This window comes from Pontibacter lucknowensis, from assembly GCF_900156415.1.
GTDB lineage: Bacteria > Bacteroidota > Bacteroidia > Cytophagales > Hymenobacteraceae > Pontibacter > Pontibacter lucknowensis.
Genome location: NZ_FTNM01000003.1, coordinates 54181 through 73560 on the forward strand (window position 1 = coordinate 54181; position 19380 = coordinate 73560).

Here is a 19380-nt window from a genome sequence, read left to right on the forward strand (position 1 = left end):
GCGGCCGCAAAAAGATAGTGGGCGGCCTGTTATACCTGGTGCAGGTATAACAGGCATGGATTAAAAATATAGCTCCTTTAGAATATTCTGGCATAATATTTATTGGGAGAGAAGTGTTAGAAGAATGATTGATCAAGTAAAACCAACCTATGAAGAAGTTATTTGTTGCAGCCCTGATGCTGATGACGGTGCTGAGCACGCTGGGTGCCCAGGCACAAACTAAGTCAAAGCTGGAGCAGGACCTGGAGGATTTCCGTGCCTGGATGAACAAGAGAGTCAGCCAGGGCGACAGTATAACAAGGGCTGAATGGCCTGTGATCAAGCAGGAGTTCAGAACCCGTACGCAAAGCCTGGACCGGAATAGCAGCCAAATGAGTGAAGCTTCGAAGCAGGAGTACGGGGAGCTCAAAACCCGTTACAATGAGTGGGAGGCGGAGAAGGAGGAAAGCTACGGCGACCCCCTGAACCGTGAGACAGCCGCTGCCTGGGAGCGCCGCCTGGCCGGAACCAACAAGATCGGCCAGCTTAAGGCCAGCCAACTGCGCGGTGCTTTTGTCAGGTTCATGGAAAACGTGCGGGCACAGCGCACCGACTGGAGCCTCCGCGACTGGGACTATGCCGAGCACGTGTACCTGCTGCTCAGCGACCGCAAGCAGCAGGTAATCAGTCAGATGAGCAACAGCGATAAAATGAAGGTGGCTGCTTTGCAGTTAGAGTTCAACACCCTGCGCAAGAGCCGCGACGCCAAGGACAGGTATAACCAGATGCGGGAGCAGCGGTAAGTATAGCCTCCAGTAGAATAGCAAACATGAAAATAGCCGGGGCGTGCAGTAATCACTACACGCCCCGGCTATTTTCAGTTTATTACATGCTGCTAAATGGCATTCTGGCCTTTGGTTCCGCCAGACTGGTCTTTTTTGTCATTGCGGCCCTGGTTAGGGCTTTTGTCTTTTTGCTGATCGCTCAGGCTGCGGTGCCCTTCCTGTCCGCCTTTGTGCTTAGCTTCCGGTTTGTTTTCGGACTTGTTGCGGTCTTGATTGTGTCCTTTTGTCATAGCTTTTAAATAAGATGTTGGTAATTTATTTGACGTGTGCGTGACACCTTCACGCTGTTCTCCAACTGATACACGCACGTTACTCAATAAACGACCTTAAGAGCGCAAGGGTTAGGCCGATTGTGTATAAATGGCCCTTGTGCCAGACTAAGCTTTGCCCTCATCAGGAAGAAGCAGGTATAGCGAGAAAGCGCCTACAGCCATGACCAGGTCACGGACAGCAATGTCGTAGTATTCGCCCGTTAACAAAAGGTTGATGGCGATGCCTACCAGCCATAAGCCGACCACCAGCGCCCCTATCTTTGGTTTTACGAGTACAAACACGCCCGCTATGATCTCAATGATACCCACCAGACTCATAAAAGTGCCCGTGCTGAAAGGCAGGATATCGGCGACTACCGGCGCAAGGTATTTGTCCCAGTCAGTAAGCAGGTGTAGGAATTTGTCGAGGCCAGCCAGGATAGGCACCAGGGCATAAGTGTACTTTGTTAAAGCGGTGACGGTAGCGATGCGGTCGTACGCCGGGCGCTCAGTCCGCTGCGCACCGGTTGTTGTTGTTGATGCAATTGTTTCCATGATGATTTCCTCCGTTTTAGTTGATTTCTTATTTTGTTTGTTTCTGATAGTTAGATACTTATAAGTGAAAATCGTTACAAAAGAATGTAACTAATTGGTCTGAAACGCATCTACTGTATGTATCATACCTATTAAGATCATGAAACAGATAACAGCAACTGAAAAAGCGGCACTCAGTGATGTAGCAGTGGTGGAGAGGGTGCTCGACGGGGACGTGTCACTGTATGAGCTCCTCATGCGCCGCCACAACCAAAAGCTCTACCGGGTGATAAGGAGTTACCTGAAGCAGGAACAAGAGGTGGAGGATGTCATGCAGGAGACTTATATGAAGGCTTTTGAAAAGCTGGCGCAGTTCCGTAGCGATGCCATGTTTTCTACCTGGCTTATCCGGATTGGGATCAACAAAGCGCTGGCAAGGCTGCGGGAGCAGAAAAAATTGTCTTCAGCCACGTACCTGCTTGACCAGCCGGAGGGTTTGTCTTCTCTCTTAAGCCAGATGAACGCTGCGAACCCGGAGCAGGCTGCTATCCGGCAGGAAGTAAAACAGCTGGTGGAAAGCGCCATCGATAGCATACCTGAAAAGTATAGGATTGTCTATACGCTCCGCGAAGTGGAAGACTTATCTATTCATGACATCGCACAGTGCCTCGTTCTTTCTGAAAGTAACGTGAAGGTGCGCCTGCACCGGGCAAAGTCCATGCTCAAGGAGAGTCTGTTCAAGCTGTCGATCGTTGGTGATGTGTTTGAGTTCGGCAACAGGCGCTGCGATGCAGTAGTGATACGTGTGCTCCGTGCCTTGCCTCCGGACTGGAAGGTATAGAGCTAAAATAAGCAGAGTCTGAGACGGAGTGCTATGCCCTGGCTGGCAGAAGACGTAACGCAAGTGTAGTTTATAGGAAGTGCTGATGCTAAGTAGTTATGGATTAATAAGATAAGGAGAATGCGATCTGTTCGTGAGCAGAAGCACCAAAAAAAACAGAGCCTGGGGGCAGGAATTAGGCTGGGGCATGACCGAAAAAGCCGTAATTTGCAGTCGGTTTTTTCAACTATTACACCATTACCATGCACATTGCGATCGTCGGCAATATTGGCGCCGGCAAAACCACCCTGGCCACTAAACTTTCCCAGCATTTTAAGTGGGAGCTATACCTGGAGGCAGTAGAGAACAATCCTTACCTGAAGGACTTTTATGAAGACATGGAGCGGTGGTCCTTTCACCTGCAGGTGTTCTTTTTGAACAGCCGCTTTGGTCAGGTGCAGCAGATCCAGTCCAAAGACGGGCATGTGATCCAGGATCGCACCATTTATGAGGATGCTTACATCTTTGCCAAGAACCTGCACCAGTCAGGCTTGATGAGCACGCGTGACTACGATAACTACTTCGCCCTGTTCCAGTCGATGATCAGCATGGTGAAAGCGCCTGACCTGATGATTTACCTGAAGGCTGACCTGCCTAAACTGATCGGACAGATCGAGAAGCGCAACCGCGACTACGAAAACAACATCAGCATCAACTACCTGCGTAACCTCAACGAGCACTACAACAACTGGATGAGCACTTATGATCAGGGCAAACTGCTGGTGATCGATGTGAATAACATGGACTTTGTGGCCAATCCCGAGGATTTAGGTTCTATTATAGAGAGAATCAATAGTGAACTGTTCGGATTGTTTTAGGTATACTGAAGCAGTTTCAAGATATAAGCCGCTGTGCCGTAAGGTGCAACGGCTTTTTCTTTTAACTCAAATCCTGTATCTTCCATCTTGAATATTTCTCATCTTGATAAACACTAACCTTATACCTACATGAAATCACGCCACCTGATACTGGCCTCTGCTGTGGCCGCCATGACCGCCGCCTGCACAAGTAGTACCACCAACGAAGCGCAAACAACTGAAACTGTGCAGACCGATGCTACAGCCACTGACCTACAGCAGAAGCTAGGCATGTACACCAATGTGCGCCTGACCGCTGACCTGAGTGGACTGAACGAAAAAGAGCGCCAAATGATACCCCTGCTGATCGAGGCCGGTAACATCATGGACGAACTGTTCTGGTACGAAGCTTATGGCAAGAAAGACTCTTTGCTGAATGCGCTGACTGACGATGCCGCACGCCAATTCGTGATGATCAACTACGGCCCCTGGGACCGCCTGAACAACAACGAGCCTTTTATACCTGGCGTGGGACCGAAGCCGGATGCGGCGAATTTCTACCCGCAGGACATGACAAAAGAGGAGTTTGAAAAAGCGAATCTGAAAGACAAAGCCAGCCAGTATACCTTCCTGCGTCGCGACGCCAATGGTAACCTGATCACGGTGCCTTACCATGTGCAATTCAAGGAGCAGGTGAAGCGTGCCTCTGACCTATTGCGCCAAGCAGCCGGGCTGGCCGAGGAGCCGGGGCTGAAAAAATACCTGACCCTGCGTGCGGATGCCCTGCTCAACGACAATTACCAGCCAAGCGACCTGGCCTGGATGGACATGAAAAACAACCGCATAGACGTGGTGATCGGTCCGATCGAAACGTACGAAGACAAGTTGTTTGGTTACAAAGCAGCACACGAGGCTTATGTGCTCATCAAGGATATGGACTGGAGCAAGCGCCTCGAGAAGTATGCGGCCTTCCTGCCAGAACTGCAGCGCGGTTTGCCAGTACCTGCCAACTACAAGAAAGAAACGCCCGGCACTGACTCTGACCTGAATGCCTACGACGTAGTATACTACGCCGGTGACTGCAATGCAGGCAGCAAGACCATTGCCATCAACCTGCCCAACGACGAGGAGGTGCAGCTGAAGAAAGGCACGCGCCGTCTGCAGCTCAAAAACGCGATGCAGGCCAAGTTCGACAAGATCATGCTGCCTATCGCCGATGAGCTGATTGCCGACGATCAGAAGCAGCATATCACCTTCGACGCTTTCTTCGCCAACACCATGTTTCACGAGGTAGCGCATGGCTTGGGTATCAAGAACACCATCAACGGTAAAGGCACTGTACGTGAGGCTTTGAAAGAGCACGGCTCTGCCCTGGAAGAAGGCAAAGCCGATATTCTGGGTCTGTACATGATCACGCAGCTGCACAAGAAGGGCGAGGTGAGCGGCAGCCTCGAAGATTACTATACCACCTTTATGGCGGGCATTTTCCGTTCGGTGCGCTTCGGAGCGGCCAGTGCACACGGCAAAGCCAACATGGTGCGCTTCAACTTCTTTAAAGAGAACGGAGCCTTTGAGCGTGATGCCAATACTGGCAAATACCGTGTGAACTATGTAAAGATGGGCGAAGCGATGGACAAATTGTCCGAACTGATCCTGACGCTACAGGGCAATGGCGACTACGCGGGCGTGGGCAGGCTACTGAACGAACAGGGGCAGATAAGTACCGAACTGCAGGCCGACCTCGACCGCCTCAGCCGCAACAACATTCCGGTGGATGTGGTGTTTGAGCAGGGCGTGGATGTGCTTGGCTTAAAATAACAGGTATGGAGTTGCTGCACTGGAAACAGGAGAACTTAGCTTCACGAAGGTATACCGTGAGCGGAGAAGACGGGCTAGTTGGGGAGCTTGCTTTCAGAGGCTGGGCCAGCAACGACGCCGACTTCAGTTCGGAGCGCATCAATCTTTATTTCCAGCGAAAGGGTTGGCTTGAGCATGATGTCACGATTCATTTCAAAGATGAAGTGATCGGTATGAGTAAGACGTCCGGCTTTGGCAAAACCACGACAACCTTGGTTACAGGGGAGCAGTTTACTTTTCAGGGCAAGTCATTAGACCCCAGCAGAGACCTACTGGACGAAGCTGGCAACATCCTGATGCATTTCGAGCAAGGTAGCTTAAGCATAACAAACGGTCGGATTTCCGTTGCCCGTGACATTCCAGAGCTAACCAAGCTGTTGCTGGTAGCAACCGGGCTTTACTTTAAACACCTCGGGCGATAGCGCAGTTACTCTTTCTGACATACATTATTATCAGATCCGAGTATATAAGTATTTGATATTCTGAATAAAAGGCCCTGCTGATTGGTGGGGCCTTTTCTATTTTTATCTCCTCTAGCAGTCTTTTAGGGGTTTGCAGACACTGAGGGCTTATTGTGGAAAATTGCTTCTGAATATAGACAACTTTAAAAGTAGCATGGGAGTAAAACTGTTTTCCAACTCACTTTAAATCAAATATTTAATCATGAAAAATTTTGTAAGATCCTTTTACGATTTTAACAGAGACAGTCCGCAGGAGCGCCAGGAACGCAATCAGCTATACCCTGAACTGGCCAAGTTTCATATTGCCCTTCGCGAAGAAATGAGCGAAGAAGAGTACCAGGAGTTTTTTAGGGCAGAAAAAGAAGCCAACAAACACCTGATGATCCCCAACCCTAATCCCTCGAATCAATGGATACGAATGTAACTCGTACTGACTATAATATTTGAAAAAGGTAAACCGCTGATGGTTTACCTTTTTTGTTTTAGGAAAATGCCTAAAACACTTTTTTATTGGCTTTGAATGATGGTCTAAAATCTTTTGAGCTTAAAGAAAAGTGTGATGATTAAAGTTTCTCAAGCACCAGGGCTGCCCCTTCTTCACCTACCAACGAACCGATCGCTACGCCCATGCCGCCCATGCGCACGGCGCAGCATATATGCTGCGATACAGGCTGCACAATGGTGGTCTTGCTTGACCCTACGCCCATAATGCCGCTCCAGCGCTGCTCTACTTCGTAGGGTGTACCAGGCAAAATAACTTCCCGGAGCAGCTCGTCGAGTTTGTTTTGCACGAGATTAGTCAGCCCCATTTCGGTAGTTTCTTCGGTTTTGAAGTCAAGGTTGCGGCCACCGCCGAACAGCACCCGGTTGCCAATGTTGCGGAAATAGTAGTAACCCCTGTCGTAGTGGAAGGTGCCTTTGAAGCGCAAGTCAGGTATAGGCTTGGTGATGAGTACCTGCGCCCGGGCCGGGGCCACCTGCAACTGCGGCAGCAACTGGCGGGCGAAGCCGTTCGTCGCAACCAGGGCCGCGCGGGCAGTTATAGCAATGCCTTGTTTGGTGAGGGCAGTTATACCTGCGCTCTCTTCCTGCAGACTTGCAATCTCCAACCCGTTCAGCACGATCACACCCAGGGCCTGTACCTTCTGCGTGAGCGCCAATATCATCTTGCCCGTATCAATCTGCCCTTCTGCAGTACTCTCAATCAGGTGCGCTACCTGCTTAAAACCGAACTCACCTATTTTGTGATCTGCCTGACGGTAGATGTCCTGCTCACCCGTTACCTGCTGCAACTGCTTGTTGAGGTAGGTCATTTGCTCGAGGCAGGCTTCATAGAGCGGTTGCTGGCTTTCCTCAAACAGTTCGTAGCCGCCCCAGCGGTGGAAGTCGATGGCCTGGTCGCCGAGGTTCTGGCGTAGGCGCTGCAGTCCACGCCAGCGGCGCTCTACCAGTGCAAACACCTCCTCTTCGCTGTGGTGGCTCAGGTCATCGAGCAGCTCGGAGGGGCTGCCGAAGCAAGCGAAGCCGGCGTTGCGGGTACTGGCCCCGGTGGGCAGCAGGCCGCGCTCCACCACCAGTACTTTCAGGGCAGGCTGCTGCGTTTTCAGGTAGAGCGCCGCATTCAGACCCACGATGCCGCTGCCCACGATCAGCACATCCACGTGGCTGAAATACGATTCCTTTTCCCAAAAACTCAACTCCATGGCTACTCGTCTTCGCGGGTGTAGGTATGCTTATAGTTACGAGCCGTCGCTTCGTCTATGATCTCAAAGCCGGTCAGCATGATCTCACGCTCGCCGCTGTTATAGCCGCGCACAAATACGCCTTCCGGACTTTCGTAGATGGAGTAGTTGTGACGTCCGAAAGGGTAGAGGTTATTGCTTCGGAGGGTAGTCGCATTGGTGAGGTCAGCCGTTTGTCCGTCCGGCGTTCTGATGATGAATTTCTTTTTATCTGTTGTCATGTTTCGCAATCTTCTAAAATCTTATCCAAGATAGCACTTATCTCGGAAGCATGGCTCAAAACCATGAGGTGGCCAGCTCTTTTTACCTTGATAATGCCCGGGTAAGTGCCCATCGGCAGGATGCGGTCGGCGGTGCCATGGAGCATCACGCAGTTCTCGTAATGGTCTGGTTGGTGCCAGTTGAGCAGCTGCCCGAGGGCCCAGCGCAGGAATTGGGGATCGGTTTCGAGGATCACCTGCTTGAGCAGCGCTTTTTCGGCTTTAGTGCTGGCTCCAAACAGCAGAGGGCCCATAAAATGGAAGCGCTTGAGCCAGGGCACAGGTATAATGCGGTGCAGCCGAAGGAAACCCATCAGGCGGTAGTACCAGGGGAGGACTTTGCTGCTGGCGATGCTTGAGATCAGGATGGTTTTGCGCGGGTTCAGGAATTTGGAAAGCTCAATTGCCACCACACCGCCAAAGGACATGCCTATCAGCACCGGGTTGGGTTCGGTGATCTGCTCTGCCAGCCGCACGGCATAGTCGTGTAGCGGTTCATCGTCATAGGGCTGAATCCAGCGCACGTATACCTTGCTGCTACACTTGAGGTGCAGAAACTGAAACATGCGCTCGTCCGCTCCGAGGCCGCTGATAAAATAAACGGTGCTCATACAGCTTTGCGTTTACGGCAAGTGGCCGTGTACGGCAGCAAAGCTACAAAAAAGCAGCCTGCCATACCTGACAGACTGCTTTTCAATTATGCTTTAGGGTTATTCCTACAAACCGGACTCCTTCTTGAACTTGCTTCCGAAGAAATAATAGACAGGTATACCCAGCGCTACGATGATCAGGCCCGGCCAGGTATAGACTGGCTTGTAAATAAGCAGGATGATGCAGATGCCGGACGCAATCAGCACATAAAGCGCTGGCAGAATTGGGTAGCCGAATGCTTTGTATGGGCGCTTCAGGTCTGGCCGGCGCACACGCAGCACAAACACACCAGTCACTGTGATGATGTAAAAGAGCATTACTGCAAAGATCACGTAGTCGAGCAGGTCGTTGTAAGTGCCGGAGAGACAGAGCATGCAGGCCCATATGCACTGTAGCCACAGAGCCGCAGCTGGTACGCCGTTTTTGTTCAGATGCCCCATCTTCTTGAAGAACAGGCCGTCTTTGGCAATGGCATAGTATACCCTCGCCCCTGACAGGATGGCGCCGTTGTTACAACCGAAGGTCGAGATCATGATCAGAATGGCGATGCCTACCGTAGCTGGATACCCGCCGATCACTTCCGCCACGGCTGTGGCTACACGGTCGTTGGAGGCATACTTAATGCCCTGGCCAATCACGTCTGTTGCGTTCGGGTCGCCGTTGAGGGGGAGCACGAGCAGGTATACCAGGTTGATGATCAGGTATAGCCCCATCACAATGGCACTACCGATCACCATGCTGAGCACGATGGTGCGCTTCGGGTTCACGATCTCATCGCCCGAAAAGCCGATGTTATTCCAGGAGTCAGCCGAGAACAAGGCGCCTACCATGGCAATGCCGATGGCTGTGATCAGCGCCATACCTACCGGAGGTGCTTCGCTGGTTCCAGTGGCCGCTGCGGCAGATCCCCAGAAATCAGAGAAGTTGGCCTGCACCGCCGTGTCGTTGATACCGAACAGCAGACCAAACAGAATCAGGCCAAACAAAGCGATTAGTTTCGTGCTGCCAAAGATGTTCTGGATCAATTTACCGCTCTTCACGCCGCGAGAGTTGATATACGTCAGGTATAGGATGCTCACAATCGCCAGCAACTGCACGGAAGTGAAGTTAAATCCTGCCAGGGAAAACAACACATTGTCTTCGCTGAACCAGGGTATGAGCACCCCGGTAAAGCGGGCGAAAGCCACGGCCACCGCTGCGATCACACCAGTCTGGATCACCAGAAACAGCGTCCAGCCATAAAGGAAGGCCACCATTTTGTTGTAGGCTTCCTTCAGGTATACATATTGCCCACCCACCTTCGGGAACATAGACGATAACTCGCCATAGCTGATGGCGCCCACCATGGTCAGGAATCCCGAAAGCACCCAGACCAGCAGCATGTTGCCTGGACTTACGACCGCCCTGGATATATCGGCTGTCACGATGAATATGCCGGAACCGATCATACCGCCGGTTACGATCATGATGGCGTCGAAAAGGGTGATCTCCCGTTTGAAACCGCTTTCCTTCTCTTCTTTCTGTATTTGCTCTACTTCTTCTAAATCCTGCATTGTAGCTGTCTGATACTTGCTTGTAAAGCCGGTTGCCCAACAAAATGGCAAAGGCCGGAAGGCAAAATTAAAGCTAATTTTTGGGGAAAGGATAATTACGGGTGATTATCTGTAGGAAAGCCAATAGCTAGTAAATAATATATAACGATACCTGGTAATTATTGCTCTTTTTGGCCTTTGTAAACTGTGGTCGTTCGTCTGATTTTTTGGGTCCTTCACGGATATTTCAAGCCCCTTGGTATAAAATAGTAGTAATTGTAGTAACAGTACCTTGCATAACAAAGTACTATAGAATAACTTTGTCACAGTAATTAATTGATAACCACTAAATATTAAAGCCATGAAAGTATTATTCTTAATCGCCGCCACTGTATCATGCTTCGGTCTTGCATTGCAACCAAATACTCAAAACACACAATCAGTAGATGCTGCTGTTGCCAGCACTGTCGATATGGAAATAGAAAAACCTGTGATGACTGTGCTGCTTGACACAGTATTGATCACACCTGTTGCGCCAAGTGCGGTAGCTGCTAACGTGCGCTAAGCCGTTGCAGCCCGCTGGTCGGCAGCCGCAGTGTCATCCTGCTTTCGCAGCCATTCCTCCGCAAGGGGACGTTCGTAAAAGCTTTTCATGCTGACTTCAGGTGTAATTCGCTCCTGGAGCTCACGGGCTGCAAGTTGGCTGAACATATTAAAGGAGTATACATGCGCCATAAACCGCAGGCCGGCTTCCATAGCGCAGGGCAGCCATTCAAACTGAAGCCAGTCATTTGCTTCCTGCCAGTCGCCGGTTACATCTGACTTGTCGTTTAGCAGCTTGGAGCAGCGCTTGCTTTTAAGAAGTTCCAAAAAGGCAAGTGAAGCGCTTACAACATTATCAGCGGTTATGTGCCCTTGCCATTTAGCCTCGATGTACTCTTCCTTATGTTGGATGGTGACATACACATCACCCATTGCATGGTGCAACTTTATCGGTGCAGTTGGTGAGATCTCCGGTCGAATTATTCTGGGTGTCATAGAGGTAACATCAGATGGTTGCACCGCGCAATGTAAGCAAATTGGCCGCTTTGCCGACAAAAATGCGCTTAATTTGAGTGGAGTGCCACTATTGAGGGGTAAAAAGCACCTTTTCAGGCAGTAGAGGCTGTCTGCTCTATTCCCACAAACACACCTTCTTCCCTTAGCTCCACCCGGTGGAGAACTGCCTTGCGTGTGCGGAACTCGCACTCTCGCCCATTCTGCATGTTATACCTGTAGCTGTGCCAGGGGCATACCACTTCATCCAGATAGTTAGTAGTACCTTTACTAAGCGCATATCCCAGGTGCGGACAGGCATCATCGAGCGCAAAAAAGCCGGAGGCAGTATGCGCAAAGCAAATAGTCCGGCCATCCAGCACGAGTTGTTTGAGTTTACGGAGGGGCACCTGCTCGCGGGCTTCAGTCACGCTGTCAAATACTTTGTGCCAGGTATAGCTTGCTTCACTTTGTTCCATCTGTTCTGCTAGTGGCTTACCCGTATGGCAGTGGCATGGGCCTGCACCGGAAATGACTCCATGACCTGCTCGTCAAACCAAGCCTCGACTAAATGACCTTCACGCAAGTGCTCTAATCGGAGTGTTGCTCCTTCGGTGTTCTCAATGTGCGTCTTGCCATCTATGCGGAGAGTCGCTTTGGCGTGATTGGTTTGCATACCTTCCACTGACTCAACCAGTATGACGGCCACGCCTTCTTTCTTTTTGGAATTCGTTTTTTTGATGTTGGTGATGTTGCCCTTTATGTCGGGCTGTGTGTTGGGAATCTGGAAGCCGTCCTGGGTCTGGCATCCAACCAGTAGGAGAGCAGCAAAGGGTAGTATATACAGGTATCTTCTCATGGGTTCAAGCGTCGTCTCAGGCCTTTACCTAGCAGGCAGGGCATACTTTTGACATTTGTACGCATGAGGGAGATGATTAGTAATGGCTCAGGCGCAATTTATTTAAGGCCTATGCTACCCGCATAAACTGGTCTGACAATTCTCTGCGCAGGTTATCGCCCTGTGTGTAGTATGAGAGGAAGTCAGTGCGGCGGCAGGTGGCCAGGCGTGGTTCCTGGCGCAGCGTGAGGCGTGAACGCTTGCCTACTGTCAGCAGACCTATGCCTTTTCGCTCACATAGTTTGGATAGGTAGTCCGCCATGGCGTTACCGCGCCAGCACAGGCTGCTCACCTGTAAGCCCAGCCACTGGTGGTCGGCGGGCTGCTGCTTGAGTTGGTCCACTGCCGCTTTCAGTTGCTGCTGCATGTAGCGCTTGCGCAGATTGGAATGTAGTATAAAACCAGTCACTGCTAGTATAGCAGGTATGAGGGCCATCATCAGCCAATTGCCGGTCAGGTAGCAGAGGTAGGCTGCTGCGCCAAAAATAGAGGCAGCAGTTAAATAACGACTTCTGCCCAGTCCTTTTTTCTTGTAAGTGCTCAGCAGGTGCGCCAGTTTGTTAGAGGCGGAAATATTAAGTGACACGGCAAAAAAGCAATTGTCGTGTTTCTGATAGGCAAACAGCGCATCGGCAAAAGTGCCCTGGTGCGTAGGCACCAGTCTGTTTATAAGTAAGCCAGATTTTTTTTCATGTTTGGCATAGTAGGAACCAAGAAATTCAATAGCTTGGTCTCCAATTCTGTTTTCTGCCATATACGTCAGATGTTTGTAGCCTTCAGATATATTGTTTCATAGTTGGGGCTACCCAGTAAAACTGACGAGCCTTAGGCAGGATGCGGTAAGTGTCTTCCACTTTTTTACAAATATAGGAAGCGTAAAATATAAAGCTAATAATTTGATTATTTTTTTGTAAAATTTACTTTAACCCATAGTATTCTTGGCTAAGTCCTGACTAGTCATATTACAAGACTATATCGCCTGAATTTGAACCATGAAGTAACAGGCTGTTTTAAGTGCAAAATAAATGTGCCAATTGTTATATGTCGGGTTGGAGCGACTTTCTGTCTTGTATAAACAGACAAAACTGGTTAGGCTGACACAATTTTTTTAGATTTACAGCATAGTGATGAAGGTTCAATTCACTGCTTCTTTAACTAAAACCATGAAAAAAAGTTTTTCGCTCTTTTTTGTCTTGTGCTCGCTGCTTTCTGTAGGGATACTCAAGGCGCAGTCACCTGCTAAACCGCATGCTGCCGAGCTACTGCAGGATATCAAAAAGCTGAACGTGCTGGGTACCGTGCTGTATGTGGCAGCGCATCCCGACGATGAAAATACCCGCTTTATTGCCTACCTGTCTAACGAGAAACTCTACAACACAGGCTACCTGTCGGTGACCCGCGGTGATGGCGGGCAAAACCTCATCGGACCAGAGATCCGGGAGGGGCTGGGCCTTATCCGCACGCAGGAGTTGCTGCAGGCCCGTCGCACGGATGGAGGGCAGCAGTTTTTTACCCGCGCCAACGACTTTGGCTTTTCAAAAAATCCTGAGGAGACTTTTGCGACCTGGGATAAGGAGAAGGTGCTGCACGATGTGGTATGGGCGATCCGCAAGTTCAGGCCTGATGTGATCATTACCCGCTTCTCTCCCCGTCCATCTGAAACGCACGGGCACCACACCGCTTCGGCTATGCTGGCCAATGAAGCGTTTGAAGCAGCTGCTGACCCAAAACGCTTTCCCGAGCAGCTTAAGCACGTGCAGGTATGGCAGGCCAAGCGGGTGCTTTGGAATACCGGCGTATGGTCCTTCCGTAGCCAGAAAGAGTTTGAGGACTATGGTTCACAACTATTAAAAGTGGATGTGGGTGGCTATAATCCGTTGCTGGGCAAGTCCTACCCGGAGATCGCCGCCCTGAGTCGCAGTATGCACAAGAGCCAGGGCTTCGGCTCGACAGGTACACGTGGTGTTACGATAGAATATTTGGAGCATACTAAAGGCGAGAGAGCTAAAGAAGAACTGTTTGAAGGTATAAATACCAGCTGGAGCCGCGTGAAAGGCAGCGAAAAAGTAGCAGCACTTTTGCAGCAGGCGGTAACAGAGTTTAAGCCGGAGCAACCGGCAGCCGTAGTGCCGACGCTGTTGGCAGCCCGAAAAGAACTGGCCAAGCTGCCTGATAGCTATTGGAAACGACTCAAGACGCAGGAACTGGAGCAGGTGGTGAAGCATAGCCTGGGCCTATACCTGGAGGCTGTGGCTACGGAATATGCCGTAACACCGGGCGAGCAACTGAACCTGCAGCTGGAGGCTATCAACCGCTCGGCTATACCTGTGCAGCTAGTGAGCATGCGCCATAGCTTTGCTGCCAAAGACAGCAGCCTGAATAAAACACTCGCTCCGAACGAAGGGCATCTTATACCTTTCAGAATGCAGGTTCCGGTTTCGGCACCACTCTCGCAACCGTACTGGCTACGGCAGGAGGGAACGCTGGGCCTGTTCCGGGTAGATGACTTGCAGGAGATCGGAGCACCTGAAAACCAACCGGCCGCTGAGGTACAGCTTGACCTGCTGATCAGCGGCGAGCCTTTCCGCTATACTGTGCCGGTGGTGTACAAGCGCAACGATCCCGTGGATGGCGAACAGTACCGACCGCTGGCCATTACGCCGCCCGTGTTTGTGAACATCTCCGAGAAAGTACTGATGTTCGCCTCGCAGGAGCCAAAACCGGTGCACGTGCTGGTGAAATCGGGCAAGGCAGGTATGAAAGGCAATCTGGCACTGCAGCTGCCGAAAGGCTGGCGGGCGGAGCCGGCGCAAGTGGCATTTGATCTGGAGCAAAACGGAGCCGAGCAACTGGTGCGCTTCATGGTGCATCCACCCAAAGGGCAGCAGGAAGTAGAATTGAAAGCCGTGGCCACGGTAGCAGGCAAGCCCTATACCCGTGGACTCAACGTGATCCAGTATAGCCATATCCCAACACAGACCACTTTCCCGGAGGCTGTGACCAAAGCCGTGCGCCTCGACCTGAAGCGCAATGGAGAGCAGATCGCCTACCTGATGGGAGCCGGTGACGACATTCCTGCGAGTCTGCAGCAGATCGGGTATAACGTGACCCTACTCAAAGACGAGGATATTACAGAACAGAATCTGAAGCGCTTCGATGCTGTGATACTTGGGGTTAGGGCCTACAACACGGTGGAGCGCATGAACTTTTACCAGCCACGTCTGCTCAATTACGTGCAGCAGGGCGGTACAGTCATCGTGCAGTATAACACCGGGCACAGTCTTAAGACGAATAACATCGCTCCTTATCCTTTGAAGATTTCCAGTCAGCGGGTGACGGTAGAAGATGCTGAGGTTCGTTTCCTGAAACCGAATCACCAGGCACTGAACAGCCCGAACAAAATCACTAAAAAGGACTTTGAAGGCTGGGTACAGGAACGCGGCTTATATTTCCCGAGCGAATGGAGCAAGGAGTTTGAAGCGATCCTTTCGAGCAACGACCCGGGTGAGCCAGCCCGCGACGGTGGCCTTTTGATTGCCCGCTATGGCAAAGGGCACTTCGTGTATACCGGCTACTCCTGGTTCAGACAACTGCCCGCCGGTGTGCCAGGTGCCTACCGCATCTTCACCAACCTGATCTCGCTTGGAAACGGTCACGGTGGCCAGGGAAGCAGCGCTGAAAGTGCTGTTAAATAAAAGGAGCCATTCAAAATCTGCAGTTCAAGATACCCAGTGAGTAGTCCTGTACTTTTTGCTACAATGACTACTGTCTAAAGAAAACCATGAAAGAAACCGATAGTAAGCCTAACGAGGAGCTCGACAAGCCGCCTTTTTTTGAGAGTTGGAAAAGTATGTACTGGCTGGTGCTGGGCAATCTCGCTTTTCTGATCACCCTGTTTTACATCATCACCCGCATCTATTCATGAGGCTGCTTGACTGGATTGTACTGCTCGGTACGCTGGGCTTTATTGTGAGCTACGGCGTCTGGAAAACCCGCGGAAGCAAGGATATTGAAGGCTACCTCAAAGGCGACAACAGCATGAAATGGTGGACCATCGGTTTGTCTATCATGGCGACCCAAGCCAGTGCTATTACTTTCCTTTCCACGCCTGGCCAGGCCTATGAGGATGGTATGCGCTTCGTGCAGTTTTACTTCGGACTCCCGATCGCGATGGTCATCATTTCGATCACGGTCATCCCGATTTTTTACCGGCTCAAGGTATACACTGCCTACGAGTACCTCGAGAGCCGCTTCGATCTGAAAACCCGCTCTTTGGCTGCCCTGCTCTTTCTGGTGCAGCGCGGACTGGCGGCCGGCATCACTATCTATGCGCCGGCGATCATTTTGTCCACTATCCTGGGCTGGAACCTGACGGCAACCAATCTGCTGATCGGCATACTGGTGATCATCTATACTGTGTCGGGCGGCACCAAGGCGGTGAGCGTGACACAGAAACAGCAGATGGCCGTGATGATGGGCGGCATGCTGGTGGCAGGTTTTATGGTGGTGCGCTACCTGCCCGAGAGCGTGTCCTTCGGCGATGCCGTGGCTGTAGCCGGTAAGATGGGCAAAATGAATGTGGTGGATTTCTCCTTCGACTGGAACGACCGCTACAACTTCTGGTCAGGGATGACGGGCGGACTGTTTCTAGCCCTTTCCTACTTCGGTACCGACCAGAGCCAGGTGGCTCGTTATCTGGGTGGCAAATCGGTAGGGGAGAGTCGGTTGGGTTTGCTGTTCAACGGTTTGCTCAAAATCCCGATGCAGTTTATCATCCTGTTTATCGGCGTAATGGTGTTTGTATTCTACCAGTTCAACCAGCCACCGCTTTTCTTCAACGAAGCCGCTAAAGACAAGGTATACGCCACCGAGTTTGCCCCGGAAATGGAGGTGCTTGAAGAACAACACACCACGCTGTTCAACCAAAAGCAGGAAGCAGTGCACGGTCTGGTTGCCGCCCTGCGAACTGATGACGAGACGGCCATTGCCGCTGCCCAGGCTGAGGTGCAAGGTATAACCGATGCCTCCAAAGCGGTGCGTAATGATGCAAAAGCACTTATTGCCAAGGCTACGCCTGATGCCGAGACCAAAGACACAGACTACGTGTTCATTTCCTTTGTGATGAAATACCTGCCGGCCGGTCTGGTAGGCTTGCTGTTGGCTGTGATCTTTTCAGCGGCCATGTCATCCACGGCATCGGAACTCAATGCGCTGGCCTCCACAACGGTAGTGGATATCTACAAACGATCTGTCAAAAAGGAGAAAGATAATTTCCACTACCTGCGGGCATCCCGTGTTTTCACCGCAGCCTGGGGTACGTTGGCGATTATTTTCGCGACCTATGCCTCCCTGCTCGACAACCTGATACAGGCTGTCAACATCATCGGCTCCATCTTCTATGGCACTATACTGGGCATCTTCCTGGTGGCCTTCTATGTGAAGTACATCAAAGGACACGCCGTGTTTATTGCCGCGCTGCTAGCTGAAGCAGTAGTGCTGTACTGCCACTTCTACACTGACATTGCCTTCCTGTGGTTCAACGTGATCGGCTGTGTAGCAGTAGTGGTATTCGGAGCGATCCTTCAGTTTTTCATAGGGCAGAAAGATGAGAGGTTGTATGCTTAGCAGTTGAGTTGCTAATAGCGCGAGCGAAGACGACCCGAATTAAGTATGGGATCCTCAGCTCGCGCCATTGGACTAATATCGCGGCTTCTGCCCCGCCACAATATAAACCAGACTACCGCCTGCCGAAACATACTCTTCGTTCAGCAGCCGTTGCTTAAGCGCAATCTTGTTGTAAAGCAGCCGCTGCCAGTAGGCGTCAAACTTGTCTTTATCGCCACCACCCGCCATGAAGTAATTCAGGTTATCCTGGTAGTCGTAGCCCATGGAGTCGGAGTCGATCCATTGCAGCATCTGCTCTACGCGCAGCATTTTCTCCTGCGTGTCGTAAGGCGGGATGATCGAGAGGGCTTTGTCGGAGATCCATACTTTGATGTTCTCGAGACCTGCCTTCAGGTATAGGTCAGGTATAACGTCGCCGAGTGAGTTGAAGCCCTCACCGAGTCGCTTTTTGCCTTTCTCAATGCGCAGCTTTATCTCCAGCACTTCGAGGGTGCTTTCCACGTCAAAATCCGTTTCGCCGTAGCGGTCGAACATCAGGTTAGGCACGAGGTTGTTGGGCTCCAGCGCCAGCACCCAGCCGCCCGGCTTCGTAATCCGGATCATCTCGTCGATCACCTGCCTCGGATCCTTCACATGGATCAGCAAGGTTTGGCAGAGGGTAATGTCAGCCAGGTTATCAGGTAGGGGAATATTGGAGGCGTTGCCCACCCGGAAGTCGTAAGAGATGTCGTTGTGCAGGTAGATGCTCTGGGCTTTCTGCTTGGCCTCCTCAATGTACTCCGGCTCAAAATCGACGCCGTATACCTTGGCGCCCGGTGGCATGTGCCGCGAGAACATAAAGCCCATCATGCCTTTTCCACAACCGATATCCACCAGCGAGCCGGTATAGTCCAGGTGCAGACGATGGGCCAGCAGCTCCAAGTAGTCGTCGTTCCACCAGTACTCACGGGCCGGGCCTAAGTGATCTTCTGAATGTTTTTTCTCTTCCAACAGGTATAATTTAACAGGTAATAAAAAGGAAAGCCCCTGCCAGAGCAGAGGCTTTCGGTAGTGAGTAGGCAGCTAGGCGCTTACTTCATTTTCTTCCACTCGGCTATGGCTTTTTCATTCATACGCACATAGTCGGCATTGTTTTCCTTCTGGGCCAGTGCCATTGACTGCTCAGCTGTTTTCACTGCGCCCTTATAGTCTTTCATCTTTGCCTGGATTTTGGCCTGCGTGTGCAGGTGCCAGAACTTCGGGTCGTTGGCATTGGCTTTTTTCATCCACTCCAGCGCCTGTTTCAGGTCTTTGTCATTATCATAGTAGTAGCTGGCAGCTTGCGCGTACAAACCAACCGGTACTTCTTTACCGTTTACAACACGCTCCTGGATCTGGGCCATTACCTTGCTGTCCACGTCGGTTTCGATGGTGAATCTAGCAATCGTTTTGTCCCACAGAATCTCCAGATCAGCGCTGTTCGCTTTCAGGTTAGCAAAGTTGATTGTGAAGGTCTCAATTGTTCTTGGGTTCGTCTGTGGCTTTATAGTAAAGCGTGCCTGATCTTCCTCCTGCTTGTAAGCCTGTCCGCCATCACCCCAGTGTTTGGTGTTTTTGTGGATGATGATTGTCCACTCGTTCTGATTTGGAATGGTATAAAGTGCGTACTCACCAGCCGGAATCTTGTTGCCCTGGATGGTCACATCTTCGCCGAACGTAATTTTAGTAGCAGCATTAGCACCCGTGCGCCACAGTTTACCGTAAGGCACCACGTCGCCTCCATAAATAGAACGGCCTTTCATAGAAGGGCGGGAGTATTCTACTTTAATATCCGAAAGACCAACTTTCTGAGTCACAGTGGCCATCGGGCTAGCGGCCGGCATGGCAATGCCTTGTTGTTGGGCCTGAACGGTTACGGCTGTACCGCCAACAAGCGCAGCAGACAGCAGCATGCTGAATAAAATCTTTTTCATGGTTTTATATTTGAATATGAAGGTTTGCGACTCGAAAATAGTGAAAAATGCTGATTATTCCCCTTAACCGTATCTTTCAGA

The 19380-nt window shown here is 51.0% G+C and carries 22 protein-coding genes; 10 read left to right on the forward strand and 12 right to left on the reverse strand.

Annotated features, from left to right (window positions below; all coding sequences use genetic code 11):
- Positions 1–149: 149 nt before the first annotated feature.
- Positions 150–782, forward strand: coding sequence for a hypothetical protein (locus tag BW972_RS11050; RefSeq protein WP_007658970.1), 633 nt, complete (start codon positions 150–152; stop codon positions 780–782).
- A 92-nt stretch (positions 783–874) separates the two neighbouring features.
- Here the strand turns inward: BW972_RS11050 and BW972_RS11055 are convergent, their stop codons facing one another.
- On the reverse strand, positions 875–1054 hold the full coding sequence (locus BW972_RS11055; RefSeq protein ID WP_007658968.1) for a hypothetical protein: 180 nt from the start codon (positions 1052–1054) through the stop codon (positions 875–877).
- 147 nt (positions 1055–1201) lie between these two features.
- Positions 1202–1630, reverse strand: a complete 429-nt coding sequence (locus BW972_RS11060) for a hypothetical protein (protein ID WP_007658967.1) — start codon at positions 1628–1630, stop codon at positions 1202–1204.
- A gap of 139 nt (positions 1631–1769) precedes the next feature.
- On the opposite strand from BW972_RS11060, the gene BW972_RS11065 reads away from it, so the two are divergent.
- From BW972_RS11065 to BW972_RS11085, 5 genes are all read left to right on the forward strand, one after another.
- Entirely contained in the window at positions 1770–2450 is a 681-nt protein-coding gene (locus BW972_RS11065) for an RNA polymerase sigma factor (RefSeq protein WP_076422179.1), read from the forward strand.
- 242 nt (positions 2451–2692) lie between these two features.
- Positions 2693–3307, forward strand: coding sequence for a deoxynucleoside kinase (locus BW972_RS11070; protein WP_007658965.1), 615 nt, complete (start codon positions 2693–2695; stop codon positions 3305–3307).
- 129 nt (positions 3308–3436) lie between these two features.
- Entirely contained in the window at positions 3437–5104 is a 1668-nt protein-coding gene (locus BW972_RS11075) for a dipeptidyl-peptidase 3 family protein (RefSeq protein WP_076422180.1), read from the forward strand.
- A gap of 5 nt (positions 5105–5109) precedes the next feature.
- Positions 5110–5565 (forward strand): hypothetical protein, encoded by a 456-nt coding sequence (locus tag BW972_RS11080; protein ID WP_076422181.1) that lies wholly within the window; start codon positions 5110–5112, stop codon positions 5563–5565.
- Positions 5566–5806: 241 nt separating this feature from the next.
- Entirely contained in the window at positions 5807–6028 is a 222-nt protein-coding gene (locus tag BW972_RS11085; RefSeq protein ID WP_007658962.1) for a hypothetical protein, read from the forward strand.
- A gap of 139 nt (positions 6029–6167) precedes the next feature.
- On the opposite strand, the gene BW972_RS11090 is transcribed toward BW972_RS11085, so the two are convergent.
- The 4 genes from BW972_RS11090 to BW972_RS11105 all read right to left on the reverse strand — a co-directional run bounded on the left by BW972_RS11090 (position 6168) and on the right by BW972_RS11105 (position 9810).
- Positions 6168–7307: an NAD(P)/FAD-dependent oxidoreductase gene (locus BW972_RS11090; protein ID WP_076422182.1), complete on the reverse strand. Its 1140-nt coding sequence runs from the start codon at positions 7305–7307 to the stop codon at positions 6168–6170.
- 2 nt (positions 7308–7309) lie between these two features.
- Entirely contained in the window at positions 7310–7567 is a 258-nt protein-coding gene (locus tag BW972_RS11095; RefSeq protein ID WP_007658959.1) for a hypothetical protein, read from the reverse strand.
- Positions 7564–8217, reverse strand: coding sequence for an alpha/beta hydrolase (locus BW972_RS11100; RefSeq protein ID WP_007658957.1), 654 nt, complete (start codon positions 8215–8217; stop codon positions 7564–7566). Before BW972_RS11100 ends, BW972_RS11095 begins: the two co-directional genes overlap by 4 nt.
- A 105-nt stretch (positions 8218–8322) precedes the next feature.
- Positions 8323–9810, reverse strand: a complete 1488-nt coding sequence (locus tag BW972_RS11105) for an APC family permease (RefSeq protein ID WP_076422183.1) — start codon at positions 9808–9810, stop codon at positions 8323–8325.
- 340 nt (positions 9811–10150) lie between these two features.
- Between BW972_RS11105 and BW972_RS11110 the strand changes: the two genes are divergently transcribed.
- Positions 10151–10354, forward strand: coding sequence for a hypothetical protein (locus BW972_RS11110; protein WP_007657408.1), 204 nt, complete (start codon positions 10151–10153; stop codon positions 10352–10354).
- Here the strand turns inward: BW972_RS11110 and BW972_RS11115 are convergent.
- The 4 genes from BW972_RS11115 to BW972_RS11130 all read right to left on the reverse strand — a co-directional run bounded on the left by BW972_RS11115 (position 10351) and on the right by BW972_RS11130 (position 12476).
- Complete coding sequence (locus BW972_RS11115; RefSeq protein WP_234986355.1) at positions 10351–10827, reverse strand: hypothetical protein; 477 nt, start codon at positions 10825–10827, stop codon at positions 10351–10353. The two genes, BW972_RS11110 and BW972_RS11115, sit on opposite strands and share 4 nt — an antisense overlap.
- A gap of 113 nt (positions 10828–10940) precedes the next feature.
- Positions 10941–11303, reverse strand: coding sequence for a Rieske (2Fe-2S) protein (locus BW972_RS11120; RefSeq protein ID WP_076422185.1), 363 nt, complete (start codon positions 11301–11303; stop codon positions 10941–10943).
- An 8-nt stretch (positions 11304–11311) separates the two neighbouring features.
- Positions 11312–11683, reverse strand: a complete 372-nt coding sequence (locus BW972_RS11125) for a DUF3221 domain-containing protein (RefSeq protein WP_076422186.1) — start codon at positions 11681–11683, stop codon at positions 11312–11314.
- A 109-nt stretch (positions 11684–11792) separates the two neighbouring features.
- Positions 11793–12476, reverse strand: coding sequence for a hypothetical protein (locus BW972_RS11130; RefSeq protein ID WP_076422187.1), 684 nt, complete (start codon positions 12474–12476; stop codon positions 11793–11795).
- 409 nt (positions 12477–12885) lie between these two features.
- Between BW972_RS11130 and BW972_RS11135 the strand changes: the two genes are divergently transcribed.
- The 3 genes from BW972_RS11135 (at position 12886) to BW972_RS11140 (ending at position 17347) form a co-directional block, all read left to right on the forward strand.
- Positions 12886–15417: a PIG-L family deacetylase gene (locus BW972_RS11135; protein WP_076422188.1), complete on the forward strand. Its 2532-nt coding sequence runs from the start codon at positions 12886–12888 to the stop codon at positions 15415–15417.
- Between the two features lie 86 nt (positions 15418–15503).
- The gene (locus BW972_RS19960; RefSeq protein ID WP_192811680.1) at positions 15504–15647 is read left to right on the forward strand and encodes a hypothetical protein; all 144 of its coding nucleotides are present in this window, start codon (positions 15504–15506) and stop codon (positions 15645–15647) included.
- The gene (locus BW972_RS11140; RefSeq protein WP_076422189.1) at positions 15644–17347 is read left to right on the forward strand and encodes a sodium:solute symporter family protein; all 1704 of its coding nucleotides are present in this window, start codon (positions 15644–15646) and stop codon (positions 17345–17347) included. Before BW972_RS19960 ends, BW972_RS11140 begins: the two co-directional genes overlap by 4 nt.
- A 72-nt stretch (positions 17348–17419) precedes the next feature.
- Here BW972_RS11140 and BW972_RS11145 read toward each other — a convergent pair whose 3' ends face one another.
- Positions 17420–18337 carry a class I SAM-dependent methyltransferase gene (locus tag BW972_RS11145; RefSeq protein WP_007657388.1) on the reverse strand — a complete coding sequence of 306 codons (918 nt, stop codon included), beginning with the start codon at positions 18335–18337 and terminating at the stop codon, positions 17420–17422.
- Positions 18338–18417: 80 nt separating this feature from the next.
- Positions 18418–19299, reverse strand: coding sequence for a DUF2911 domain-containing protein (locus BW972_RS11150; RefSeq protein ID WP_076422190.1), 882 nt, complete (start codon positions 19297–19299; stop codon positions 18418–18420).
- Between the last annotated feature and the right edge of the window lie 81 nt (positions 19300–19380).